This window comes from Streptomyces sp. NL15-2K, from assembly GCF_030551255.1.
Lineage (GTDB): Bacteria > Actinomycetota > Actinomycetes > Streptomycetales > Streptomycetaceae > Streptomyces.
On record NZ_CP130630.1, the window covers coordinates 4,553,759 to 4,578,354 of the forward strand.

Sequence of the window (24,596 nt, forward strand, 5' to 3'; positions counted from 1 at the left end):
ATTCGCCAACCCTCAGAGCTACCGTCCGAGCAAATGGGCGGATTGCCCAGTTGTAGGGAAGTGGAATTTGTCACCGGCGTCGCTTGACGCCGAACAGGGCGGATAGTGTGAGCGACCCGGTGCACCCGGCCACGAGGTCTGACCTGAGGTCGTGCACTGTGTGACCGAGACCCGAGCGCCTTGTAGGGGGAAGGCGCCCCGTGGCCCCGACGGAGGTATTCGGACAACCGTGGACGCGCAAAGCCGTGGGCGGGCGGACAACATCGACCCCGCAGACCAGTGGGTACTCAATCCGAACACCGGCGAATACGAACTGCGACTGAGCCCTTCCGCACCGCAGTCGCCCGTTCCCGGCCCCCGCAGAGCCGCCGACGGCAGAATGGGCGCACCCGGGACCCCCCGCGCGCCCCGCAGCCGTACGGCATCCCCCGCGGCGCCCGGCCGCGAGGTGCCGCCCCAGCGCAGGCGTCGCGGTGCGCCCGAGGAGCCGTTGCCGGGGCGGCGCGGGCGCCGGCCGGTGAAGAAGAAGTCGAAGGCGAAGAAGGCGCTGCTGTGGACCGGCGGCACGATGGCGTTCGTGCTGGTGGCCGCGGCCGGGGCCGCGTACTTCTACATCGAGCACCTGAACGGCAACATCACCTCCGTCGCCGACGACGGCGCGAGCACCGGCGGTTTCCAGAAGGACAAGGCGATCAACATCCTGTTGATCGGCACCGACAAGCGCACCGGCGCGGGCAACGAGGGTTACGGCGACGCCGGCAGCGTCGGGCACGCCGACACCACGATCCTGCTGCACGTCTCCAAGGACCGCTCGAACGCGACCGCGCTGAGCATTCCGCGCGACCTGATCGTCGACGTCCCGGACTGCCCGACCACGCAGAAGGACGGCTCCACCGAGGTCATCCCGGGCACGCAGGACGTCCGCTTCAACACCAGCCTCGGCCAGGACGGCCGTACCCCCAGCTGCACCGTGCGGACCGTCACCGAACTGACCGGGGTCCAGGCAGACAACTTCATGGTGGCCGACTTCAACGCGGTCAAGACGCTGACCTCGGCCGTCGGCGGGGTCGACGTCTGTCTGGCGAAGGACATCAACGACCCGGACTCGCACCTCGACCTGAAGGCGGGCACGCAGCACATCTCGGGCGAGACGGCGCTCGCGTTCGTCCGCACCCGGCACGCCGTCGGCTTCGGCGGCGACCTGAGCCGGATCACGCTGCAACAGCAGTTCCTGAGCGCGCTGATGCGCAAGCTGAAGTCGAACGACACGCTGACCGACCCGTCGAAGATGATCAAGCTGGCCGAGGCGGGCACGAAGGCGCTGACCGTCGACTCCCAGCTGGACGACATCACCAAGCTGAAGGACCTCGGGATGGAGTTGGGCAAGCTCAACACCAAGAACCTGTCGTTCGTCACGGTGCCGGTGATCGACAACCCGGCGGAGAAGGTCAAGGCGACCGTCGTCCCCAACGAGGCGACGGCTCCCCAGGTCTTCGACATGATCAAGAACGATGTGTCGTTCACCGAGGTCGAGGCCCAGAAGAAGGAGAAGGCCGGCAAGCAGGCGGCCGCCGCGGCCGCCCGCCTCAAGGGCACCAAGGCCGACGCCTCGGAAGTGCGGGTGCGCGTCCTCAACGGCGGCGCCCCGGCCGGCAGCGCGCAGGAGACCCTCACCTGGCTGCAGAACGACAAGGGCGTGCTGAAGTCCGAGAACGGCGGCAACGCGGACGCGGAGTTGAGCAAGACCACCCTCGAGTACGCTCCCGACCAGGCCGATCAGGCACGCCGGCTCGCTGACATCATGGGCCTGTCCGGCGCGGCGATGAAGCCGGGCGAGAGCGTGACCAACTCCCAGGGCCTGCCCGCGATGACCCTGACCCTGGGCAAGGACTTCGAGGGGGCGGGTGCGTCCCTCGGCGCTCCGACGAAGGCGCCGGAGGGGGTCGACCAGTCCACGGCCGACAAGGTCGAGTGCGCCAAGTGACCTGAGGGGCCTGCCGTACGTCTTACCGGGCGTACGGCAGGTCCATTTCAGCGGCGCGAGGGTGGGGAGACGGGGATGACGCACAGCGGTGCGCAGCGGGAGGGAACGCGACCGGGCGCCCGGCGCGCTCGTGAGGTGAGCGGCGAGGACGGCTCCGGAAGAGGCGGCTCAGGGGGCGGCGGACACCGCGAGCCACGGCAGCCTCGGCGCAAGCACCGCCTGCTCCGATGGTCCGCGACCACCCTCGCCGTCCTCATACTCGGCACGGCCGGCGCCGGCTACCTCTACTACCAGCACCTCAACGGCAACATCCAGAAGGGCGAGCGCAGCAGCGGCGACTCCAAGGCGCGCAGGACGGGGCCGAACGCCGCCGGGCAGACGCCGATGAACATCCTGCTGATCGGCTCCGACAGCCGTAACTCCGACGAGAACGTGGCGTTGGGCGGCAGCAGGGACAGCCGCGGCAACCCACCGCTGGGCGACGTGCAGATGCTCATCCACCTCTCCGCGGACCGCGAGAGCGCGGCGGTGGTGAGCATTCCGCGCGACACCCGGGTCGACATCCCCGCGTGCAAGGACCCGGAGACCGGCGACACGTACCCGGCGACGAACAACATCATCAACACCTCGCTGGCCCGCGGCGGGCCCGGCTGCACCCTGGCCACCTGGGAGAACCTCACCGGGGTCTACATCGACCACTGGATGACGATCGACTTCGCGGGCGTGGTGAAGATGGCGGACGCGATCGGCGGGGTGGAGGTCTGCGTCAACCAGAACGTGTGGGACCGACCGTTGCCGGGCGTGCCCGGCGGTTCCGGCCTGAAGTTGACGGCGGGCAGGAAGAAGGTCGAGGGCAAGCAGGCCCTGCAGTGGCTGCGCACCCGGCACGCCTGGGGCAGCGACCCGCTGCGGGCCCGGGCCCAGCACATGTACATGAACTCGATGATCCGCACGCTGAAGGACCAGAACGTCTTCACCAGCGGCGGCCGGCTGATGGACCTGGCCGAGGCGGCCACCAGGTCGCTGAAGGTCTCCGAGGAGATCGGCACGGTCAAGAAGCTGTACGACCTGGGCATGCAGCTCAAGACGGTGCCCACGGACCGCATCACCATGACGACGATGCCGACCGTCCAGGACTCCGAGGACGCCAACCACCTGCTGCCGGACGGGGCGGACGCCGAGAAGATGTGGACGATGATCCGCGACGACGTCCCGTTCGACGCCAAAGGCTCGAAGGCGCGCCCGCGGCAGACGGCGAGCACCGAGAAGACCACCAAGGACCCCGCCGCGGAGGACGACCAGATCGGCGTCCTCGTGCAGAACGCCACCCGGTCCTCCACCCTCGGGCCCGTCAGCGGCCGGGCGGGCGCGATCGCGCGGGCACTCGTGGGCGAGGGTTTCGCCAGGGCGGCCCCGGACACCTCGGCGGCGCTCTCCGAGGAGCGGACGCTCGTGCGCTACCCGAGCGCCGAACTGGAGGGCGACGCCCAGGCGGTCGCCAAGTCCCTGGGAATCCCGGTGAGTTCGGTGCAGAAGTCCACCGACGTCTCCGGCGTCACCGTCGTCGTGGGCGGCGACTGGCGTACGGGCACGACGTATCCGAAGCAGTCGGCACCGAAGGCCGGGGACCTGCCGAGCACCTCCGACGCCATCAACGGCTCCGACACCAGTCGGTGCATGAACGTGTACGAGCCGTATCGCTGGTAGGCCTCCAATTGACCCAACTCCCGTTGCTCGAACTACTTTTCAAACAAAACCCAAGGAAAGTTCACTCGATCCCCAACTGTGCGGATAGTGTGAGCGATCCAGTGGGGTGGCACCGGATGGGCCCTGACGGAGGATTCGGACAACCTTGGACACACAAGGCCGTGGGCGGGTGGAGAACGTCGATCCCGCAGACCAGTGGGTACTCAATCCGAACACCGGCGAATACGAACTGCGACTGAGCCCTTCCGCACCGCAGTCGCCCGTTCCCGGCCCCCGCAGAACCACCACCGGCAAAGCGGGTGCGGCCCGCAGCCGTACGACGCCTCCCACCGCCCCCGGCCGGGAGGTCCCGCCCCAGCGCAGGCGCCGCCCCGCGGCCGACGAACCCGAGCCGGGGCGGCGCGGGCGGCGGCCGGAGAAGAAGAAGTCGAAGGGGAAGAAGGCTCTGCTGTGGACGGGCGGCACGATGGCGTTCGTCATGGTGGCCGCCGCGGGCGCCGGCTACTTCTACCTCAAGCACCTCGAAGGCAACGTCAAGACGACCGACGTCGGTGACGCGGGCGCGAGCAGCTTCAAGAAGGACGAGGCCTTCAACATCCTCGTCCTCGGCACCGACAAGCGCACCGGCGCGGGCAACGAGGGCTACGGCGACACGGGCAGCTCGGGCCACGCCGACACCACGATCCTGCTGCACGTGGCCAAGGACCGCTCGAACGCGACCGCGATGAGCATCCCGCGCGACCTGATCGTGGACATCCCGGACTGCCGGACGAAGCAGGACGACGGCAGCGAAGAGGTCGTTCCGGGGCTGCAGAACGTCCGCTTCAACCGGAGCCTCGGCGAGAGCGGCCGGGACCCGGGCTGCGCCATGCGCACGGTGAAGGAGTTCACCGGCATCTCGGTGGACCACTTCATGATGGCCGACTTCAACGCGGTCAAGACGCTGACCACGGCGGTGGAAGGCGTCAAGGTCTGCGTGGAGAACGCCGTCGACGACAAGCAGTCCAAGCTCCAGCTGCCCGCGGGCGAGTCGACGGTCGAGGGCGAGCGGGCCCTCGCCTTCCTCCGCACCCGCAAGGCCTTCGGCAACAGCGGCGACCTGGACCGCATCAAGGTGCAGCAGCAGTTCCTGGGCTCGCTGATGCGCAAGATGTCCTCCGGCGACACCCTCACCAGCCCCACGAAGCTGCTGAAGCTGGCCGAGGCCGCGACCGAGGCGCTGACCGTGGACTCCGCCATCGGCAAGGTCGGCACGCTCAAGGACCTCGCCCTGGAGCTGAAGAAGGTGCCGCCGAAGAACATCACCTTCACCACGGTGCCGGTGCGGGACAACCCCGCCGAGACGATCAAGGCGACGGTGGTCGTCAAGGAGACCACGGCGCCCCAGGTCTTCGACATGATCAAGAACGACATCTCGTTCACCGAGGTCAAGGCGCAGCAGAAGAAGGAGGCGGCCGCCGTGGCCGCCCGCCTCAAGGGCGCCAAGGCCGACGCCTCTCAAGTGCGGGTGCGGATCCTCAACGGCGGCGCCCCGTCCGGCAGCGCGCAGAACCAACTGGACTGGCTGCAGAACAGCGCGGGCGTCACCAAGTCCGAGAACGCGGGCAACGCGGACGCCGACGTGGCGAGGACGACGCTCGAGTACGCGCCCGACCAGGCCGACCAGGCGCGCCGGCTGGCCGACCTCATGGGCCTGGCCGGTGCGGCGATGAAGCCGGGCAAGAGCGTGACCAACGCGCAGGGCCTGCCCACGATGACCCTGACGCTGGGCAAGGACTTCAAGGGCGCGGGCGTGAAGCTCAACGCCGCCTCGGCGGCCACGCCGGACGTGGAGAAGTCCACGGCCGACAAGGTCCAGTGCGCCAGTTGACGTATCAATCGGTTGACGCGTTAACCAGTTGACGTTTCAGAGCAACCTGACGGGCCCGTCGTATGTCTCCAGGACATACGGCGGGCCCGCGCCATGGCGTGTGGGCGGGATGGTCGGGGAGGACGGGCAGTGACGCGGAGCAGTGTGCGGGAGGTCGAAGCGGCCGCCGAGGGAACCGGCGCCGAGGCGGGCGGCAGCCGCCGTCGGCCCCTGCGCAGGCGCGGCGTGCTCAGGTGGTCCGCGGCGACCCTGGCCGTCCTCATACTCGGCACGGCCACCGCCGGTTACCTCTACTACCGGCATCTGAACAGCAACATCAAGAAGGACGAGCTGAACCTGGGCGACAACAAGGTCGCCGAGCCGACGCCGAACGCCGCGGGCCAGACCCCGCTGAACATCCTGCTCATCGGCTCCGACGCCCGGGACACCGAGCAGAACCAGGAACTCGGCGGCGCCCGCGAGACGTTCGGCTCCACGCCGCTGGCGGACGTGCAGATGCTGGTGCACCTGTCCGCCGACCGCTCCAACATGTCGGTCGTCAGCATGCCGCGCGACACCCTCGTGAAGATCCCGAAGTGCACCGACCCGGACGACGACAAGGTGTACCCGGCGAGCGACGGGCGGACGATGACCAACCGGAGCCTCGGCCACGGCGGTCCCGGCTGCACGGTGGCCACCTGGCAGGAGCTCACCGGCATCCACATCGACCACTTCGTGATGGTCGACTTCGCGGGCGTGGTGTCGATGGCCGACGCCGTCGGCGGCGTCCCGGTCTGCGTGGACGCCAACATCCACTCCCGCGACAGCCAGGGCCACGGCTCCGGCCTGAAACTGGAGAAGGGCACGCACCCGGTGAAGGGCGAGCAGGCCCTGCAGTGGCTGCGCACCCGGTACGGCTTCGAGGACGGCAGCGACCTCGCCCGGGCCAAGGGCCAGCACATGTACATGAACTCGCTGGTCCGCACCCTGCGCGAGAACGCCACCATGAGCAACCCGATGAAGCTGCGCAGGCTCGCCGAGCAGGCCACCCAGGCCCTCACGGTCGACCCGGGCCTGGACACCGTGAAGAAGCTCTACGACCTCAGCAACGAACTGCGGAAGGTGGAGCCGAAACGCATCACCATGACCACGATGCCCAACCGCTACGTGGGCGCGCGCGTGGAGCCCACTGAGGACGCCGAGAAACTCTTCCGCCTGGTGCGGGAGGACATCGCGCTGGACGGCAAGGACGCCAAGAAGACCCCCGAGCCCGAGGAGTCACCGGCCGACCCGGCGGCCGAGGACGCGAAGATCGGCATCCTCGTCCAGAACGGCACCCGCACCGACACCCTCCGCGCCGCGAGCGGCCGAGCGAGCACGGTGACGGGGCTGCTCGCGGACAAGGGCTTCACCAAGGCGTCCGCGGACACCACCTCGGCCCTGAGCGAGGACCGTACGGTCGTCCGCTACCCGAGCGCCGATCTGGAGGGCGACGCCTGGCGCGTCGCCAAGTCCCTGGGGATTCCGGCGAGTTCGCTGCAGCGGACGACGGACGTCTCCGGTGTCACGCTCGTCGTGGGAGCGGACTGGCGCGAGGGTACGACGTACAAGGCGCCCCAGGAGGACGACAAGACCCCCGAGTCGGCCGAGGCCCTCAACGGCGCCGACGAGGACGCCTGCATGCACGTGAACCCGGGGTTCACCTGGTCCTGACCGGTTCAGCCGGTGCTCAGTGCGTGCCGGCGTCCGCGTGCACCGCGGGCCGCCGGCTCGCGATCACCTTGCGGGCCAGCGACCGCGGGCTGGTCAGGAAGCCCCAGCCCCACGACATGTGCATGGTGGCGAGGGCGACGGGGATCTGCAGCCGTGCCTTCAACGAGAGCCCCTTGCCCGCGGGCAGGGACCCGAGCACGATCGCCGCGAGATACCCGCCAGGTATCACCAATGCCCAGGGAGTCAGCGCGGCCCCCACCACGATCCCGGCCGCGATCGCGCACACCGCGGTCGGCGGGGCGAGGTAGCGCAGGTTGATGGAGCCCTCGTGGTAGCGGGCGACGACGTGCCGCCAGCGGCCGTAGTCCTTGTACTGCTTGGCGAGGGCGCGCACGCTCGGCCGGGGCCGGTACGACACCTTCAGCTCCGGCGAGAACCAGATCAGCCCGCCCGCCTCCCGGATCCGGAAGTTGAGCTCCCAGTCCTGGGCGCGGATGAACTCCTCGTTGTAGCCGCCCTGCTGCTCCAGCGCCTCGCGCCGGAACACCCCGAGGTACACGGTCTCGGCCTCGCCCGCGGCGCCTCCCGTGTGGAAGACGGCGTTCCCGACCCCGATCTTCGAGGTCATGGCGGCGGCGACCGCGCGCTCCCAGTCGTTCTCGCCCTCGGCGTGCATGATCCCGCCGACGTTCTGCGCGCCGGTCTCCTCCAGGAGCCGTACGGCGGTCGCGATGTAGTTCGGCGAGAGCATGCCGTGCCCGTCGACGCGCACGACGATCGGATGGCGGGAGGCCTTGATCGCGGCGTTGAGGGCGGCGGGCGTACGGCCGGTCGGATTCGGCACGGTGTGCACGCGCTTGTTCTTATTTGACGCAGTGTCGGCGACGAGTTCGGCGGCGATCTCGTCCGTGCGGTCCGTGGACGGACCGAGGGCGATCACGACCTCCATCTCGCCGGCGTACTCCTGCGCGAGGATCGCTTGGACGGCTCCGCGCAAATGCCGCTCCTCATCGAGGACCGGCATGATCACGGATACGGCGGGGAGCTGCACGTCGGGCTTGGCGTTCATAGGAGGCTCACGTTACCGCGAATGGGGGACACCAGTGCGCGCCGCCGGGGTCGCTGCCCCGGGCAGCAGATCGTATGGCCCTACGGTGCTCACGGATCCCACGTACGGCCGTCCTCGCGGAGGTGTCCTCCCTTGCCCACGCCGCCCCGCTCTCCCGCCAGGCCGCAGCGCCGCCCCCAGCAGTACCGCGCGCCGCGACCGCCCGTTCGGCGGAAGAAACCCCGTTGGGTCATGCGAGCGGTGACGACGCTGTCCGTGGTGGTCCTCGCTTCCGCCGGGATCGGCCACGCGGTGATCACGAGCCTCGACGCGGACATCGCCCGGGTGGACCCGTTCAAGGACATGAAGAACCGCCCGAGGGCGGGCCACGGCATGAACGTCCTCCTGGTCGGCACGGACGCCCGCGACAAGATCACCGAGCGGGAGCGGCGGAAGTACCGCCTGGGCGGCACGCCCTGCCACTGCACGGACACGATCATGATCGTGCACATCTCGGAGGACCGGGAGCGGGCCAGTGTGGTCAGCCTGCCGCGCGACTCGTACGCCATGACACCCGCGCACCTCGACCAGACCACGGGGCAGCGGCACGAGGGCCACCCGGTCAAGATCAACGCGGCGTACGCGGAAGGCGGGCCGAACCTGATCGTCCGCACGGTCGAGAACATGACCCGCGTGAAGATCGACCACTACCTGGAGGTCGACTTCACCAGCTTCATGAAGACGGTGGACGTGCTCGGCGGGGTCAAGATCTGCACCGCCGAACCGATGAAGGACACCTACACCGGCCTCAACCTGCCGCCCGGCACGCACACGCTGCGAGGCGGCCAGGCCCTCCAGTACGTTCGCGCCCGGCACGTCGACAGCGCCTCCGACCTGGGCCGCATGCAACGCCAGCAACGCTTCCTCGCGGCGTTGATCGAGCGGGCCACCTCCTCCGGGATCCTCCTGAACCCGATGAAGTTCCGGGACGTGACCCGGGCCGTGCTGGGCTCGGTCCGGGCCGACAAGGGCTTCGGCACGGGCGAGTTGCTCGCCCTCGGCCGGGCGATGCGCAACTTCTCCCCCTCCTCCTCGGAGTTCACGACCGTGCCGATCGAGCAGATGGGCCACGTCGTCAAGGGCGTGGGTTCCACGGTGAAGTGGGACGCCAAAAAGTCCGAGCGCGTCTTCCGCTCCCTCCGCGACGACCAGCCCCTGGCCGTGCACCAGCCCAAGAGCAGGGCCGTCCCCGTGGAGGTCGCCCCGCAACAGATCCGCGTCCAGGTGGAGAACGGCACGTCCACGGTCGGCCTCGGCAAACGCGTCGACACGGCCCTGGCAGCGAGGGGCTTCCGCACGACCCGCCTCCCGGTCGACGCGGCCCGCCCCGTGCCCCGCACGGTCGTCGCCTACGACCCCCGCTGGGACCGCTCGGCGAAGTCCCTGGCCGCGGCACTGCCCGGGAGCGAGCTGCGGCCGGTGAAGGGGATGGGGCCGACGCTGAAGGTGATCGCGGGGGCGGACTTCCGTGAGGTACGGGAGGTGAAGGCCGAGGATCCGGCTCGGGGGGAGAGCGGGGTGGTGCGGGGGAACGAGGTGGGGTGTCCCTAGTAGGCGTGGGGTGTCCGTAGGAGGCAGGGCCACCTGACGGCCACCGTTCCGTGATCCATGCTCCGGAGGCCGGCAACCGCGCCCGGCGCGGACGTTCATTCGTGGACGTCCGCGCCGGGCATCGTCCGTGCGAAGCCTTCACGGCGCCTGGCGCCTACTTGTCGAACAGACCGTCGAACAGGCCGTCGAACAGACCGTGGCCGTAGTAGCCCTTGTCGTGCCCGTACTTGTCGTGCCCGTACTTGTCGTGCCCGTACTTGTCGTGCCCGTACTTGTCGTGCCCGTACTTGTCGTGCTCGTCATACTCGTGCTTGTCGTACTCGTACTTGTCGTGCTCGTACGTGGCGCTCTTGTCGTACCCGGACTTGTCGTCCTTGTTGTACTCGTCCTTGTTGTACTCGTCCTTGTTGTACTCGTCCTTGTTGTACTCGTCCTTGTTGTACCCGGACTTGTCGTACCCGGACTTGTCGTACTCGTGCTTGTCGTGCCCGTACTTGTCGCCGTGGTCCTTGCTGCCCTTGTCGTCGGCGTAGCCCTTGGAGCAGGCGCGCTCCGTGTGGTTGTCGGCGGAGGCCACACCGGAGGCCATGAACAGGACGGGGGCAGTGAGGGCGCCGGCTATGGCGGCGCGGATGAGAGAACGCTTCACGGGGAGCGTTTCCTTTCGATGAGTTCGGCCCGCCTCGTTGGCGGCTGCCGTAATCGACGTTGCCCCACGCGCCCAGATCAGGCACCGCACGAGACGGTCCACATGACCGGGCGGCCGGTCATTTCCGCTGGTCAGCCTGCTTTTTCCGGTGATCGATCCCGTGCCTCTGAAAAGGTGACGCCGTCTCATCGCGGTGTCAGCACTGCGCCCTGTGGTGCCCTTGATCCTTGTGGGGCAGTCTGGCCACATGATCGATGCGACGGAATCCTTCGACGCCGCCGAGCGGGCGATGTGGGCGGGGCGGGTCGAGGCGTACGCGGGGAGCTTCGCACGGCTGTGTGCGTGGCCGGTGGAGGCGTTGCTGGACGCGGCGGGGGTGGCGGCGGGGTCGCACGTCCTCGATGCCGGGACCGGCACGGGGACGGCGGCCGTGGCGGCGCTCGGGCGTGGTGCGAGGGTGGCTGCCGTGGACGCCGACGCCGGGATGGTCGCGGCGGCGCGGGCCCGCGGAGTCGACGCGCGGGTGGCGGTGATGACGGAACTGCCTTACCCGAAGGGCGAGTTCGATGCCGTCGTCGGGAACTTCGTCCTCAACCACGTCGGGCGTCCGCGGGCCGCGCTCGCCGAGTTGCGGCGCGTGCTGCGGCCCGGCGGGCGGATCGCGGTGACGCTGTGGGGCGCGCGGCACGGGGCCGGGCAGGAACTGCTGGGGCGGGCCTGCGAGGCGGGCGGTGCCGTACCGCCGTCGTATCTGCCGCGGCTCGATCCGGGGTAGGACTTCGCTCGTACGCCGGAGGGCGTGGCGGTGCTGCTGGGTGAGGCCGGGTTCGAGGGGGCGCGGACCCGCGAACTCGCCTGGGACCACCGGACCACCGTCGACGAGTGGTGGGGCGGCGCCGCGGGCGGGGTCGCCACGATCGGGCTCGTCGTCACCTCGCAGGACGCGGAGACCGTCGTACGGATCCGGCGGGAGTACGAGCGGATGAGTGCCGAATTCCTCGATACCAACAGGGAGTTGGCGCTGCCGCACATCGCCCTGCTTGCGCACGGGACCGCTTAGCCGCAGCTGTTCACCCGCGATCCGAACTTGGCTCGGTGGTGCCGCCTGAGGGCGTTTCGGCTTTCGTGTGGAGAACCTCGCGGGCCTGCTCCGCCGCCCGGGCGGTGCTCTCGCTGACGAAGTCGAGGAAGCGGGCGATGTTCTCCAGGCGGGTGGCGGCCGGGGTGCCCGGGACGAAGACGCCGACGCCTTGCCGTGCGGTCTCGACGAGGGAGGCGATGGCGCGGGCGCTGGCCATCATCGACTGGTACCAGATGTCGTCGTCGACGACGTAGCGCTCGCGGCGGCGTTCGCCTTGTTCCCGGCGGACGAAGGCCTGGCTCTCGAGGAACGCGATCGCTTTGGAGATGGACGCCGGGCTGACCTGGAGGCGCTGGACGAGTTCGGACGCGGTGAGGCTGCCGGAGTCGGTGAGGGTGAGGCAGGCCATCACCCGGGCCATCATCGTGGGCATGCCCGAAGCCATCATGACGTTGGTGAACAGCTCCTCGTACTCGCGCACGGCCTCGGCGTCGCGCCCGTAGGCCTGCTCGGGCGCCTGCGGCGCCTGGGGCGTGGCCTGCCTGCGCCGTTGGGTGCGGCGTTCGGTGGCGCGGTGGGCCAGGTCGGCGCGGTAGGCGGTGGGGCCGCCGTTCCGCATCACCTCACGCGTGATCGTCGAGGTCGGCCGATCGAGACGTCTGGCGATCTCCGCGTAGGCGAGGCCGTCGGCCAGCCCCAACGCGATCTGCCGGCGTTCCTGCTGGGTGAGCCTGCCTCCCGGCATCGCGATCTCCTTCGTGCTTCGTAGTGCCAGTCAGCATAGCGTTCACTTCCAATCCATTGCAACGAATGGGATGGCTCTCGTTGCATTAAATCCGAGGACGTTGCAACGATTCTACAGCTCTGAGCTGCATTGATCGCGATTGAGTGCAACGAGTATGTTGCCGGATCTTCGAATGCAACGTAGCTTTTCCGTCATCGGAAACAGCGAACCAAGGAGAGCACGATGCACAAGTTCCACACCCCCGCCCCGGTCTCCGCCGTCCTCGACATCCCCGCGGGACGCATCCGGTTCATCGCCGCCGACCGGGCCGACACCACGGTCGAGGTCCTGCCCGCGGACACCTCGAACGGCCGCGACGTGAAGGCGGCGGAGCAGACCAAGGTCGAATACGGCGACGGCGTCCTGCGGATCGAGGCCTCGCCGGCCAAGAACCGGATCCTCGGCGCTTCCGGATCCATCGAGGTGACCATCCAGCTGCCCGCCGGCTCCCGCATCGAGGCGAAGACGGCCAGCGCCGAGTTCCGGGGCGTCGGACGGCTCGGCGACGTCGTCTTCGAGGGCGCGCAGGGCTCGGTCAAGCTCGACGAGACCGCGAGCGCCCGCCTCACCCTCCTCGCCGGCGACATCTCGGTCGGCCGCCTGGGCGGCCCCGCGGAGATCAGCACCCAAAAGGGCGACATCCGTATCGCCGAGGCCGTGCGCGGCGCGGTCGTGCTGCGCACCGAGTCCGGCGAGGTGTCGGTCGGCGCCGCCCGCGGAGTCTCCGCCTCCCTGGACGCCGGCACCACCTACGGCCGGATCCACAACGCGCTTCTGAACACCGACGGCGCCGCCGCCGGCCTGACCATCCGCGCGACCACCGCCTACGGCGACATCACCGCCCGCAGCCTCTGAGACGGTCCTCGACGGCAACGCGCTCAGATGAACAGCGGCTCCAACGCCCGCTCCAGATCCACCGGTTCCCGGAAGTGGAGCGGCCGCATGCCCAGGGCTGCCGCCGCCTCCACGTTCTCCGCGGTGTCGTCGACGAAGAGGCAGCGGTCGGCCGGTACGCCGGCCCGCTTCGCCGCCAGCTCGTAGATGCGGGGGTCCGGTTTCGCCAGGCCGACCCGGGCGCTGCTCACCACGTCGTCCGCGAGGTCGGCCAGGCCCAGGGAGGCGAGGTCGGCCTCGAGCCGGAGGAACGCGTTGGTGACGAGGATCAGCGGGACACGGGTGCGGGCGCGGCGCAGTGCGGCCACCACCCGCTCGTCGGCGTGGAAGGGCGAGTCCACGAGGGCCCGGCCGAGTGCGTCGGCCGTGGCCCCCGGCACCTGGCCCGTCAGGGCCTGGGCAATCGATTCCGCCCACTCGTGCGCGGTGATCCGGCCAAGGATCAGCGGCTCGACGCGCTCCGGCGCGAAGGCGACCTTCATGGTCGTGCCCTCGGCCAGTCCCGCCGCGCGTTCCAACGCGGTCAGCGGGGAGTTGTCGTAGTACCGGATCACGTTGTCCACGTCGCAGAGCACCGCGTCGAACGGTGCTCCGCCGACGGGGTCACTCACTCGACACCGTGACCTTCTCGTCGTTCTTCAGCTGGTCCACCAGCGTCTTCAGCTTGGCCTTGTCCCAGACGAGGTTGCCGTTGCTGGAGCCGGAGATGGGCATGTTCATCGACTTGCCGTCGCCGCCGTTGACGCTCTTCATCGCCCAGAACATGGAGCCGAGGTCCCACAGACCCATGTCCTTGTCGACGATCAGCGAGTCCAGGCCCGCGCCCATGGTCGGGTAGAGCTTGAAGGGGTTGAGGATCGTGCTCGGGGTGGCGACCTGGTTGGCGAGGGCGTTGAGGAACTTCTGCTGGTTCTTCGTACGGTCCAGGTCGGAGCCCGCCAGCGCGTACCGGGTACGGACGAAGGCCAGGGCCTCGTCGCCGTTCAGGGTCTGCTTGCCCTTCTTGAAGTCCGCGCCGGACTTGGTGTCCTTGATGTCCTGCGGGATGTCGATCTCCACGCCGCCGACCGAGTCCACGATGTTCGCGAAACCGGCGAAGCCGATCTCGACGTAGTGGTCGATGTGCAGGCCGGTGTTGAACTCGACGGTGCGGACGAGCAGCTCGGGGCCGTCCTCCGCGTAGGCCGCGTTCAGTTTCACGTGCCGGCCCGTGCCCTGGTAGGTCTTGCCTGAGTCGGATCCCTTGTACGTCGGGATCTCCACGTCCGAGTCACGGGGCAGGGAGACCAGGGTGTCGCCGTTGCTGCCGACGTGCAGCAGCATCATCGAGTCGGTGCGCTTGCCCTCGGCGGAGCCGGTGTGCAGCTCCTTCTTCTGCTCGTCGGACAGCCCGGCGCGGCTGTCGGAGCCGACGATCAGGTAGTTCGTGCCCTCGCCCGCCTCCGGCCGGTCGATGACCTTGGACAGGTCGACATCGCGGTTGAGCTTGGAGTCGGCCCAGAAGTACGTGCCGACGGTGGTGACGATCAGCACGGTCGTCACGGTTATCGCGGTCCACTTGATGCGCCGACGCCAGTTCGGCGCGGGGCGCGGGGCGCGGTCACCTCTGGGACCGCCGGGGCCACCGCCGCCGTAGACCTGGCCGGTGTTGTAGCCGCTGTCGTATCCGTTGTCGTAGGCGGGGTCGCTGCCGCTGCCGTCGACGTACGACGGCTGCTGCGGGACCCCGCCGTACTGCGGGGCGGCGGGGCCGGGGCCGCCGTACCCGCCCTGCCGGGGCGGCGCCGCCGGGCCGCGGCGGACCTGCCGCATCACGCGCGCGCCTTCAGGCTGTGCGCTCGCGCTGCCGCGTCCGTACCGGTTGCCGCGGTTGTCGTCGGACCATGCCTCGGGCCAATCGTTCATGCGCCCCAGTGTGCAGGGCAAAGCCGTACGGCTTACAAGGTTCGTGGGAAAATAAGGGCGGTCCTGTTGCGAAGCTGACACAAATTCCCCGGATGTCGCCTCGGCATAAGGTGGAGGCCATGACAGACCAGGCCTCCGCCGCGGAATCGGGAACTCCGGATATCCCGGGCAAGCCCACCTCGTGATCATGAAGCTGGTCGACGACGCGGCGGGCGCGGTGGCCGGCCGGCACAGCGGGACCCGCCGTCGCCGCCTCCATGGACGAGGCCGTCACCGCCTCCATGGATGAGATGGCGTTCCTGGAGCCGGTCCGCGTCGGCGATCTGGTCCATGTGAAAGCCAAGGTCAACTGGGCCGGCCGGACCTCGATGGAGGTCGGCGTGCGAGTCCTGGCCGGACGCGACAAGTGGCGGTCCGCGTTCACCCGTCGTTCCCCCAACTTCCGCAATATCCGGCGTCGTTCACGGGTCTCCGCCCCTGTCGGACCAGGCCGCAGCCATGCGAATGTCGTGCGCACCCACCGGTGCAAGAAGCCGGTGCCGAGAACGGAAACGCACATGCACGGCGACAAGCGCGACAGTTCAGTCCCCGACCACCGCCGGAAGGCACCCGGCAGGCGACGATTCCTCGGGGTGGCCGCGGCCGGGGCGGCGGCCGTTGGCGCTGCGGGGTACGGCTGGGCGGCCTTGGCGGACACGGCCCCGCCGCCCCGGACGTTCCGCTCGCAGTGGGGTGTCGACGGCCGTAAGCGGGCCGTCGCGAGGATCCTGAACGCCGCGGACCCGACGGCCCTCGCCGCCTGGATCACCGGCACGGGGTCCGCCCCCGACGCGATCAAGACGGAGATGGACACCCAGGTCAACGGACTGGCCGATGCCGCGGCGGCCGCCACGGACACGGCCCGTGACAAGGTCGTCGTCTCCTGGGTGCGCACCGCGGAGACTCAGCGCTCGATATGGGACCGTAAGTACGAGTTTCTGCGTACCGGTTCGGGTGGCGCCGGGACCTTCGGGACCATCACCGACGATGTGCGCTCCAAGTACCCCACTCAGCTGGGCTCGGACCCGCAGTGGGACCCGGACAAGGACTCCCACCGCGAGGTGTGGGCGTCCCTGACCCCCGACGATCGCCAGATCGAGATCCTCCGCACGTCGACGGCGCCCGGCGTCTCCCGCCACCACCTGGGCTGCGACGCGGACTTCTTCAACACGACGCCCCAGGACTGGACGGACAACGGCCCGGAGGCCGCCCACTACCAGTGGCTGCGCGCGAACGCGGCCCGGTACGGCTTCCTCCAGACGTACACGGCGGAGTCGGCCAAGAACGAGCCCGCGATCAGTGAGGAGCGCTGGCACTGGTCGTACGCGCCGGTCTCCGAGGCGGTCCTGGACTTCATCCGCGCGAACCAGGACGTGATCGCCGACGCGCTGGACGAGCTCTGGAGCTACGACCCAACGCGGTTCACGTACATCAATGCGCACTGGCGCGACTACATGTTCCACGTGAACGAGAAGGCGTACTTCGGCTGAGCCGAGGGCACCCCGCATGAGCGTTCAAGGGCACCCCTGAAGGTGCCCTTGAAGCCCGGCAGGCCGGGTCACATCGTGGCGCCCGCCATCGCGCGGCAGGTCTGGGCGCAGCGGCGGCAGGCCTCTGCGCAGGCCATCATCTGGGGGTCGTCGGGCAGGGACATGCACGCCTCGGCGCACGTGTCACAGGCCTTGGCGCACAGGGCGCACATGTCGGCCGACATCGGCGAGCGGCGCATCATCATGTCCGCACACATGCGGGTCGTCTCGGAACAGTCGATGAGCGCGCGCATGATCTGCATCTGGGCCTGGCCGCCCATCTGCATACAGGAGCTCATGGTCTCCTCGCACGCGCTGTGACAGGACATGCACGCCTCGACGCAGTCCTGCATCTCCTTGCTCATGGCGGTCGTGCCGGCAGGCTGCTGCATGGTTCCTCCTTGGAGAGGGAGGGCCCGGGGGCGGCCCTCACCCTTCCGTACTACGCTCGTCCGCCCGCGCCCGCTACGGGGCGGACCGGAGGAATCCACTCCGTGCGCGCCGGCCTGCTTACGGCTTCCTGCCCACCCCGCCGAAGTGCGTGACGTCCACGATCTCCTCCCGCGCCGCCTCGGGGCGCCAGCGGGAGCAGGAGACGAGGCCCGGTTCGAGGAGGTCGACGCGGTCGAAGAGGCGCAGGAGGTCCGTACGGCTGCGCAGGGTCATCGGGGCCGAACCCTGGCCGTTCCAGTAGTCCACCGCCGTCCTCATCGCCTCGGCGTCGACCTCCGTGGTGGGGTGGGAGACGACCAGGTAGCTGCCGGAGGGCACGGCGTCCAGGAGACGGTGCACGATGTCGACGGCCTCGTCGGTGTCCATGACGAAGTTGAGGACGCCCAGCATGGTGATGGCGACGGGCTCGTCGAAGTTCAGGATGCGCGCGGCGCGCTCGATGATCGCCCCGGGGTCGTGGACATCGGCCTCGATGTAGTCCGTGACCCCCTCGGGGCTGCTGGTGAGCAGGGCGTGCGCGTGGGCGAGGACGAGGGGGTCGTTGTCGACGTACACGATCCGGCACGACGGGTCGACGCCCTGCGCGACCTCGTGGGTGTTGTCGGCGGTCGGCAGGCCGGTGCCGACGTCCAGGAATTGCCGGACCCCCGCCTCCCCGGCCAGGAACCGCACCGCCCGCGCCAGAAAGCGCCGGTCCGCGACGGCGGAGCGGGGCAGCGCCGGCACGAAGGACAGGATCTGATCGCCGACCTCCTCGTCGACGGGGTAGTGGTCCTTGCCGCCCAGCCAGTAGTTCCAGATCCGCGCCGAGTGGGACACGTCGGTCCGCAGCCGGGCGGTGCGGGCGATGCCTTCGTCGCGGGACGCTGAGGGGTCGGACATGGTGCCTGGTCTCCTTCGGGCAGTACTGATCCGTTTTGGATCGGGTTCCGCCTCAACCTAGGCACAAGTTGTCGGGGATGGGGGGTAGTTGGGCAACTCCGTGGTCTGGCGGAGGGGTGCGCGGCCACGGTCCGCGTACCGTCGTGCCGAGCAGAAGCCCGGAGGGGCAGTCGCGAAGGGTTCACGAAAGCCAGCCGCGATCAAGATCGTCGATGGCAGACGACGGGCCTAGATCGTTTATTCCAGATCGGGAATAGTCCAGAGTCGGCATGGACGTGCAGCGATGTTCCTCCGTAGCGTCGTTGCGGAGGCGCCGAACGGGGCCCGAGAAGAGGAGGCACCGTGGCACGCGAGGGACTCACGCGACTCACCGGCAAGCTCGACGGGCCCAACTGCGATGACGACGACTGCCCGAACGTCTACCGCACGGCAAACGGCTCCCTCGTGGTTCAAGGCAACGTGTCCCACGCCTTCGTAGCACCGGAAGGCGAGGCCTTGGTGGAGATCCCGGAAGCAGTACTCAGGGAGGCCGTACGTGCTCTTGGATGATGACGAGTGGCGTCGGACCTTCGACGCGTACGAACGTGACGCATGGCGGTTCGAGGCCCAGCCCACCTACACGATGCCGAGGGAGGCCGAGAACGTCGCCCGCTTCCTTCGGGGGGAGCCGAAGCCCGCGGACCACAATTCACGCTGGCATGAGCGGGTACGGGGATTTGTGACGTCAGGGCGCTCCATCGGGCGCGTACGAGTCGTGCGGCAGCCGTTGACGGACTATCAGCGGTACCAATTCGCCTGGGGAATCCCCGGAAACATCAAAGCCGGGGAAGACATCCGCATCCTGGATGTCACACAGGATGACTACGGGCTCCCCCTCTCAGGAACGGATTGGTGGATGTTCGACGAAACGCGAATAGTACACCTCAACTTCCGGACGGACGGGACGCAGATCAACCGAGAGTTGTTCACGGGCGATCTTGCTCCGTATTTGGAGTGGAGGCGGATCGCCCTGGCTCACTCCGTACCGTTCGCCGAGTACGTGAAAGAATTCGGGTGACGTTTGATCCTGAGCAGCTGGGACAGTCGCGGACAGATCTAGCAGAAAGGCTCCGCGAACTGCGCAAGCGAGCCGGTCTCACAGGTGACCGGCTCGCTCGTCGCTGCAACATGTCCCAGAGCCAGATCAGTAAGTTCGAGACAGGCAAGAAGACGCCGAAACTGGTGGATGTTGAGCGTATTCTTCGAGCGCTCGACGCTCCCCCTGAACTGGTCTATGAGATTACAGCTCTCGCGCGCATCGCGAATACCGAGTGGCAGGATAAACGCTCTTCCTGGCGTCGAGGCATGGAGAAACGTCAGGCAGAGCTGGCCTCGCTGGAGTCCGACGCGACGGAGTTGAGATACTTCCTTCCTTCTATGATCACTGGCCTGTTGGCCACGCCCGAGTACATTCGCGGCAGCCTGAGCCATACGCCGGGCGACTCATCTAAGACTGCGGCACGCAAGTTGGAGCGCCAGGCCGTTCTCTACGACACGTCGAAGACTTTCACGTTCCTTCTCACGGAGCAGGCAGCAAGGTGGGCGATCCTGACGGCACCTGCTATGGCGGTGCAGATTGACCGTCTTGTTTCACTTTCCCACCTGCCGAACCTTCGCATCGGCGTAGTTCCGTTTGCCACTGTCATGCCCCGAGGCCCGATGAATACCTTCACGATCTATGACGACCGCCTGGCCACGGTGGAGAACTTCACTGGCCGCATGGTTTTTCGGGACTCTCGAGACGTATCCGAGTACCTTGCCGTGTTCTCGATTTTTGAGCAGCAGGCTTGCTTTGATAACGAGGCAAGGGGTTTGCTCCAACAGTGGGCAGATCTCTACCGATGACTGATCTTTAGTCCGTAACTGGAATATTGGCACACCTCACTCGCCACCCGGTGAATCATGAAAGTGTCATGAAACCGGGGAGGGCTGATGGCAGGTACGCAGAAACCTCAGGGGTACGGGCTGACAGAGCTGCCTCCGGAACCGAAAGCAAAACCAGGCTGCGGCGCCTGTCTCGGTATCTGCGTGCGGCGGCAAAACGCCCAGTCCAGAGGCGACTACAGCGCTGTTTCTGACGCGAATGTGGAACTGCGGCGGCACCAGGACGAAGCGCATGCGTCATGAGCAACGGACAGGATTCAGGACTCTTCACCGACTGGCCCTTGCTGACGCTGCGGGTGTCTCGCGACTCCGGGCAGACATGGGAGTCCGAACGGAACGTATTCGCAACGGATGATCTCCCGCCCCTGATGACGAATCAGTGGCCACCGTGTGAGTGCTGGCGCTGCACCAAGCGGTAGGCCCTCTGATCGCCTGGGAGAAATCCGTGTCTGTAGGGATCTGATGAACCTTCATGAGCGAATGAGGAAAGGCAGCAGCTCGCATTCACTTCCCCCAGCACGGTCCCAAGGTCAGCCAGAAAAACAAACTCCCGCCCGGCATGGGCGGCGGCGGTCAGTCATGGCCGCGACAGTTGAACAGGAAGGTGCAGTCATGCTGAACGGAAGTGACCTGTACGCGCTCGACATCGACGGGACCTCGTTCGTGAAGGCGTGCGGCGGTCCCTGCACCGAGGGGTGCGTGACGCTGGCCCGGATCGGCGACAACGCCTGGGCTCTCGGTGACAGCAAGCGGCCGGACGCGGAGCCGCTGCGGTTCACCACGGAGGAGTTGGACGCGGCCGGCATCGATCCGGTGCGGTTCGGCCTGTCCGTCTGACCCTTCTCCCTCGTCGGCCGGTCCCGACCCACCCCTCCATCGCGTCGGGACCGGCCGGCTTCGACTGCGAACACCGAACGGGAACGACTGGTGCACCATCACGGCTATCTGTGGACCGGCCCGAAAGAGCGCTTCGACGCCGAGGCCCTACGGCGACCTCCGCATACCGAGCCGCCTCCGGCTGGCAGCAAGCCGGAACTGATCCAGCGGTACCGGGAGGTGGTAGCGGAGTTCCCCGTAGTGGATCTGCCGCCACTGGAGACGGCCTACTGGCTCGTCAAGCCGCAAGCGCTGGTGCGAGGCACTTGGGACGAGCCGAAAGAGGCAGTCGCGTGGCTTGCCGCGCGGCTGTCCGAGTACGCACCCCGTTTCGCCTTCGCGGCGGAGCGCGACACTGCACACATGGCGAGGCTCGTCAACTCGGCGGTGGAGCGGCTGGGCTGGGGCGGTGACGTGTCGCTCGGCTTCTACCTCGAACGCCCTTCGTATCTCTCCCTGGCGGTGGTGACGTGTTCCCCGAACCGCTCGACTCCTGAGTTGGCCTGCCCTACCTAGTGATCGAAGCAACGAAGAGCCCAGCCAACCTTCGGTGGCTGGGCTGAAACACAGCTACCGAGCGTGCCTTGAGCGATCTGGCAGCTCGGCAGCGTCTCCAGTTCGCTACGCCAACGCCATCCCATGGAGTCTGGGCACGCCCGTTGCAGGAGTCGCCTGTCGGCCCAGTCCCAAGGTCCCGTCGATCGCGAGCCGCGCACGGTCAGGGGCGTCCGGCATCAGGTCCGCGTAATACCGCTCAGTGAAGCTCACCGACGTATGGCCCAGCCAGGCCGAGACCTCTGAGACCGGAACCCCCTGACTCAGAAGCGACGCCGCGTAGAAGTGCCGCAGGCTATGCGACTTGAAGTATTCGACGCCTGCTGTGGCAAGCGCGGGGCGCCAGATCCGGCCGTACCAGTAGTACGGGTACAGCAGTCCAGTGCCTGTCGCGTTGCTGAACAGTAGTTCCTCCTCACCCCAGGTGGCGTGATCCCTGAGGTGGCGGCGCAGGGCCATGCCCACCACATCAGGGAGCGGCACCCGACGGCCTTGCTCTCCGTCCTCACGCCACTTGGTGTGGCGCAGTCGCATGCTGCCGTACCGTCCCGACCCGGTGTCCCGGTCGCAGGCGACTTGCCGGTCGACTGTGATCAGTTGCCGGGTGAAGGAGATTCGGTCGCGGCCGAGTCCCATGGCCTCGCCGAGCCGCAGTCCACAACCGGCCATCAGCCAGAGCATCCCCCGGTACCGCTCCGGGGCGGCTCCGATGACGGCGAGTACCGTCTCCGTCCCAGGGACGTGGACCTCCGCGCGCTGGTCCCGGTACGTCCGGGCGCCGCTCACGGGGAGAGCCACTGCCCGGCACGGGTTGACGTCGACCAGCCCTTTCTCCATCGCCCAACTGAACACCGACATGAGGATGCTGAAGCGGAATCGAACGGTGGAGGGCTTGTGGCCAAGCGAATGGGTCATCCAGTCCACCCACTTCTCGACCTGTGACGAGGTAACGCCCCTGACGCCGTGGTCGCCGAAGAATGGCGCCACGGTCCGAGCCAGGATCGTCCGGTACTGCTTGACGCTGCTGTTCTCCACCCCTCTCGTCGTGGCCCATCGCTCGAAGACCGCCACAAGCGGCTCACCGTCCGTCGGCCCCGCCTCGTTCCCCGTCACGTGCATCGTCCCCCTCCAGGTGCCGCCTGGCCTTCTCGGTCAGGCGGTCCGCAGGTCTGCCCGGCGATCCGTCGAGGAAGCCCATGGCTCGTGCCCGTCGTACGCGTCCGCTGATGGTGTTGCGGCTGAGCCCCCACGCAGTCGCGAGCCTCGTGACAGGGCTTCGATACCCCTGCCGCACCAGGCGCACGTACTCACGTGCCATCAGGGCGTACTCCCGATCCGTCTCGACCCGCTGAAGCACCGCCGCAACGGTGGCCTCGTCAGTCGACCGGCCCAGGCACGCACGCAGTTCCTTCGCCGTTCTGCGGATCTCCGCGAGGGAGATCGATCGCATGAGCTCCGCCGTGATGCCGTCCGTATCGACTCTGGCGTGTGGATCATCAGGCGGATCGATGTGGAGGCTCGCCGGGCCGTCCCATGGCGCGTCGAGCCAGCTCACGACGGTCAGCTTCCAGCCGTGCAGTTCGGCTTCGTGGATGAGCTGCTCGCCATCCAGACGCCATCCCTCGGGCAATTCCTCACCTGATGATGTGGTCACAGGTCGAAACGTAGCGCGGCATACGACGTCCGCCGTGTGCCGGGAAGCCCCCGGCCACACCTGAAGGCTAGGACACGAGACACGACAGAAACCAAGTTCCATGTCTCTGTAATCCAAAAGAGTGAAGGGCGCCCTGCAGGGGGCGCCCTTCGACCGTCAGCTCACCAGCGGTTACGGCAGGTTGCGGGCCATGACTATCCGCTGGATCTGGTTCGTCCCCTCATACACCTGCGTAATCTTCGCATCCCGCATCATCCGCTCCACCGGATAATCCCGCGTATACCCGTATCCACCCAGCAACTGCACCGCGTCCACCGTCACCTCCATCGCCACATCCGACGCGAAACACTTCGCCGCCGCGCCCTGGAAGGTGAGGTCGGAATCACCTCGCTGGGACTTCGCCGCCGCCGCGTACGTCAGCTGGCGGGCCGCCTCGATCTTCATGGCCATGTCGGCGAGCATGAACTGGACGCCCTGGAAGTCGGCGATCGGCTTGCCGAACTGCTTGCGTTCCTGGACGTAGCCCTTCGCGTAGTCCAGCGCGCCCTGCGCGATGCCCAGCGCCTGCGCGGCGATCGTGATGCGGGTGTGGTCCAGGGTCTTCATCGCTGTGGCGAAGCCCGTGCCCTCCTCGCCGATCATGCGGTCGGCGGGGATGCGAACGTTGTCCAGGTAGACCTCGCGGGTCGGAGAGCCCTTGATGCCGAGCTTCTTCTCCGGGGCGCCGAAGGAGACACCCTCGTCCGACTTCTCGACCACGAACGCCGAGATGCCCTTCGAGCGCTTGGTGGGGTCGGTCACGGCCATCACCGTGTAGTACTCCGACTCGCCCGCGTTGGTGATCCAGCGCTTCACGCCGTTGAGGACGTAGTGGTCGCCGTCGCGGACCGCCTTCGTCTTCATGCCGGCCGCGTCCGAGCCCGCGTCGGGCTCGGACAGGCAGTACGAGAACATCGCGTCGCCCTTGGCGAGCGGGGTCATGTACTTCTTCTTCAGGTCCTGCGAGCCGGAGAGGATCACGGGCAGCGAACCCAGTTTGTTCACCGCCGGGATCAGGGAGGAGGAGGCACACACCCGCGCCACCTCCTCGATCACTATCACCGTGGCCAGCGCGTCCGCGCCCGCGCCGCCGTACTCCTCGGGGACGTGGACGGCGTGCAGGTCGTTGGCCACGAGGGCGTTCAGCGCCTCCTGGGGGAAGCGCGCCTCCTCGTCCACCACGGCGGCGTACGGCGCGATCTTCGCCTCGGCCAGCGAGCGGATGGCGTCACGGAGCATGTCGTGCTCCTCGGACGGGCGGTACAGGTCGAAGTCAGCCGATCCGGCCAAGGTCTCTCACGCTCCAAAGAGGCTGCGGGGTGCGGACGCTAATTACCGTTAAGTAACTCAAATTTTAGAGGCCCTCCCACGGGAGTGATACGTGAGCTTGGCGACAGCGGGAAAGTTGCCCGCCAAGGGGC

The 24,596-nt window shown here is 68.0% G+C and carries 24 protein-coding genes and 1 pseudogene; 15 read left to right on the forward strand and 10 right to left on the reverse strand.

Features of this window, described 5'->3' with window-relative positions:
• Positions 1–229: 229 nt before the first annotated feature.
• The 4 genes from Q4V64_RS20205 to Q4V64_RS20220 all read left to right on the forward strand — a co-directional run bounded on the left by Q4V64_RS20205 (position 230) and on the right by Q4V64_RS20220 (position 7,253).
• Positions 230–1,984 carry an LCP family protein gene (locus Q4V64_RS20205; protein ID WP_124441740.1) on the forward strand — a complete coding sequence of 585 codons (1,755 nt, stop codon included), beginning with the start codon at positions 230–232 and terminating at the stop codon, positions 1,982–1,984.
• 75 nt (positions 1,985–2,059) lie between these two features.
• Positions 2,060–3,691 (forward strand): LCP family protein, encoded by a 1,632-nt coding sequence (locus Q4V64_RS20210; RefSeq protein WP_124441739.1) that lies wholly within the window; start codon positions 2,060–2,062, stop codon positions 3,689–3,691.
• A 145-nt stretch (positions 3,692–3,836) separates the two neighbouring features.
• On the forward strand, positions 3,837–5,561 hold the full coding sequence (locus tag Q4V64_RS20215; protein WP_124441738.1) for an LCP family protein: 1,725 nt from the start codon (positions 3,837–3,839) through the stop codon (positions 5,559–5,561).
• Positions 5,562–5,690: 129 nt separating this feature from the next.
• Complete coding sequence (locus Q4V64_RS20220) at positions 5,691–7,253, forward strand: LCP family protein (RefSeq protein WP_253267117.1); 1,563 nt, start codon at positions 5,691–5,693, stop codon at positions 7,251–7,253.
• 16 nt (positions 7,254–7,269) lie between these two features.
• Here the strand turns inward: Q4V64_RS20220 and Q4V64_RS20225 are convergent, their stop codons facing one another.
• A complete protein-coding gene (locus Q4V64_RS20225; RefSeq protein ID WP_124441736.1) occupies positions 7,270–8,322 on the reverse strand; it encodes a glycosyltransferase family 2 protein in 1,053 nt (350 codons plus the stop codon).
• A 132-nt stretch (positions 8,323–8,454) separates the two neighbouring features.
• Between Q4V64_RS20225 and Q4V64_RS20230 the strand changes: the two genes are divergently transcribed.
• A complete protein-coding gene (locus Q4V64_RS20230) occupies positions 8,455–9,912 on the forward strand; it encodes an LCP family protein (RefSeq protein ID WP_253267116.1) in 1,458 nt (485 codons plus the stop codon).
• Positions 9,913–10,066: 154 nt separating this feature from the next.
• Here Q4V64_RS20230 and Q4V64_RS20235 read toward each other — a convergent pair whose 3' ends face one another.
• Complete coding sequence (locus tag Q4V64_RS20235; protein WP_303710911.1) at positions 10,067–10,561, reverse strand: hypothetical protein; 495 nt, start codon at positions 10,559–10,561, stop codon at positions 10,067–10,069.
• A gap of 247 nt (positions 10,562–10,808) precedes the next feature.
• Here Q4V64_RS20235 and Q4V64_RS20240 point away from each other — a divergent pair, with 247 nt between their 5' ends.
• Together Q4V64_RS20240 and Q4V64_RS20245 are read left to right on the forward strand one after the other, a co-directional pair.
• Positions 10,809–11,336: a class I SAM-dependent methyltransferase gene (locus tag Q4V64_RS20240; RefSeq protein ID WP_303710913.1), complete on the forward strand. Its 528-nt coding sequence runs from the start codon at positions 10,809–10,811 to the stop codon at positions 11,334–11,336.
• A gap of 24 nt (positions 11,337–11,360) precedes the next feature.
• Positions 11,361–11,621: a hypothetical protein gene (locus tag Q4V64_RS20245; RefSeq protein ID WP_303710914.1), complete on the forward strand. Its 261-nt coding sequence runs from the start codon at positions 11,361–11,363 to the stop codon at positions 11,619–11,621.
• Positions 11,622–11,631: 10 nt separating this feature from the next.
• Here the strand turns inward: Q4V64_RS20245 and Q4V64_RS20250 are convergent, their stop codons facing one another.
• Positions 11,632–12,387 (reverse strand): helix-turn-helix domain-containing protein, encoded by a 756-nt coding sequence (locus tag Q4V64_RS20250; RefSeq protein WP_124441733.1) that lies wholly within the window; start codon positions 12,385–12,387, stop codon positions 11,632–11,634.
• 222 nt (positions 12,388–12,609) lie between these two features.
• Here Q4V64_RS20250 and Q4V64_RS20255 point away from each other — a divergent pair, with 222 nt between their 5' ends.
• Positions 12,610–13,281, forward strand: a complete 672-nt coding sequence (locus Q4V64_RS20255) for a DUF4097 family beta strand repeat-containing protein (protein WP_124441732.1) — start codon at positions 12,610–12,612, stop codon at positions 13,279–13,281.
• Positions 13,282–13,304: 23 nt separating this feature from the next.
• Here Q4V64_RS20255 and Q4V64_RS20260 read toward each other — a convergent pair whose 3' ends face one another.
• The gene (locus Q4V64_RS20260) at positions 13,305–13,931 is read right to left on the reverse strand and encodes an HAD-IA family hydrolase (protein ID WP_124441731.1); all 627 of its coding nucleotides are present in this window, start codon (positions 13,929–13,931) and stop codon (positions 13,305–13,307) included.
• Positions 13,924–15,225 (reverse strand): LCP family protein, encoded by a 1,302-nt coding sequence (locus Q4V64_RS20265; protein WP_124441730.1) that lies wholly within the window; start codon positions 15,223–15,225, stop codon positions 13,924–13,926. Before Q4V64_RS20265 ends, Q4V64_RS20260 begins: the two co-directional genes overlap by 8 nt.
• A gap of 119 nt (positions 15,226–15,344) precedes the next feature.
• Here Q4V64_RS20265 and Q4V64_RS55105 point away from each other — a divergent pair.
• Together Q4V64_RS55105 and Q4V64_RS20270 are read left to right on the forward strand one after the other, a co-directional pair.
• Positions 15,345–15,635: pseudogene (locus Q4V64_RS55105) on the forward strand (acyl-CoA thioesterase); the annotation flags it as partial.
• Positions 15,636–15,782: 147 nt separating this feature from the next.
• Positions 15,783–16,754 carry a D-alanyl-D-alanine carboxypeptidase family protein gene (locus Q4V64_RS20270; RefSeq protein WP_306308376.1) on the forward strand — a complete coding sequence of 324 codons (972 nt, stop codon included), beginning with the start codon at positions 15,783–15,785 and terminating at the stop codon, positions 16,752–16,754.
• A 68-nt stretch (positions 16,755–16,822) separates the two neighbouring features.
• Here the strand turns inward: Q4V64_RS20270 and Q4V64_RS20275 are convergent, their stop codons facing one another.
• Both Q4V64_RS20275 and Q4V64_RS20280 read right to left on the reverse strand, forming a co-directional pair.
• The gene (locus Q4V64_RS20275) at positions 16,823–17,185 is read right to left on the reverse strand and encodes a four-helix bundle copper-binding protein (protein WP_124441729.1); all 363 of its coding nucleotides are present in this window, start codon (positions 17,183–17,185) and stop codon (positions 16,823–16,825) included.
• 118 nt (positions 17,186–17,303) lie between these two features.
• Entirely contained in the window at positions 17,304–18,128 is an 825-nt protein-coding gene (locus Q4V64_RS20280; RefSeq protein ID WP_124441728.1) for an SAM-dependent methyltransferase, read from the reverse strand.
• Between the two features lie 342 nt (positions 18,129–18,470).
• Here Q4V64_RS20280 and Q4V64_RS20285 point away from each other — a divergent pair, with 342 nt between their 5' ends.
• The 5 genes from Q4V64_RS20285 (at position 18,471) to Q4V64_RS20305 (ending at position 21,443) form a co-directional block, all read left to right on the forward strand.
• Positions 18,471–18,677 carry a hypothetical protein gene (locus tag Q4V64_RS20285; protein WP_124441727.1) on the forward strand — a complete coding sequence of 69 codons (207 nt, stop codon included), beginning with the start codon at positions 18,471–18,473 and terminating at the stop codon, positions 18,675–18,677.
• Positions 18,664–19,185, forward strand: a complete 522-nt coding sequence (locus Q4V64_RS20290) for a DUF6879 family protein (protein WP_124441726.1) — start codon at positions 18,664–18,666, stop codon at positions 19,183–19,185. Before Q4V64_RS20285 ends, Q4V64_RS20290 begins: the two co-directional genes overlap by 14 nt.
• Positions 19,182–20,012, forward strand: a complete 831-nt coding sequence (locus Q4V64_RS20295) for a helix-turn-helix transcriptional regulator (protein WP_124441725.1) — start codon at positions 19,182–19,184, stop codon at positions 20,010–20,012. Before Q4V64_RS20290 ends, Q4V64_RS20295 begins: the two co-directional genes overlap by 4 nt.
• A gap of 651 nt (positions 20,013–20,663) precedes the next feature.
• Positions 20,664–20,888 carry a DUF397 domain-containing protein gene (locus Q4V64_RS20300; protein WP_124441722.1) on the forward strand — a complete coding sequence of 75 codons (225 nt, stop codon included), beginning with the start codon at positions 20,664–20,666 and terminating at the stop codon, positions 20,886–20,888.
• 90 nt (positions 20,889–20,978) lie between these two features.
• The gene (locus tag Q4V64_RS20305) at positions 20,979–21,443 is read left to right on the forward strand and encodes a hypothetical protein (protein ID WP_124441721.1); all 465 of its coding nucleotides are present in this window, start codon (positions 20,979–20,981) and stop codon (positions 21,441–21,443) included.
• Between the two features lie 105 nt (positions 21,444–21,548).
• Here the strand turns inward: Q4V64_RS20305 and Q4V64_RS20310 are convergent, their stop codons facing one another.
• The 3 genes from Q4V64_RS20310 to Q4V64_RS20320 all read right to left on the reverse strand — a co-directional run bounded on the left by Q4V64_RS20310 (position 21,549) and on the right by Q4V64_RS20320 (position 24,465).
• On the reverse strand, positions 21,549–22,595 hold the full coding sequence (locus Q4V64_RS20310) for a site-specific integrase (RefSeq protein ID WP_172629326.1): 1,047 nt from the start codon (positions 22,593–22,595) through the stop codon (positions 21,549–21,551).
• Positions 22,561–23,136 carry a hypothetical protein gene (locus tag Q4V64_RS20315; protein ID WP_124441719.1) on the reverse strand — a complete coding sequence of 192 codons (576 nt, stop codon included), beginning with the start codon at positions 23,134–23,136 and terminating at the stop codon, positions 22,561–22,563. Before Q4V64_RS20315 ends, Q4V64_RS20310 begins: the two co-directional genes overlap by 35 nt.
• Positions 23,137–23,307: 171 nt before the next feature.
• Positions 23,308–24,465 carry an acyl-CoA dehydrogenase gene (locus tag Q4V64_RS20320; RefSeq protein WP_124441718.1) on the reverse strand — a complete coding sequence of 386 codons (1,158 nt, stop codon included), beginning with the start codon at positions 24,463–24,465 and terminating at the stop codon, positions 23,308–23,310.
• Positions 24,466–24,596: the final 131 nt, after the last annotated feature.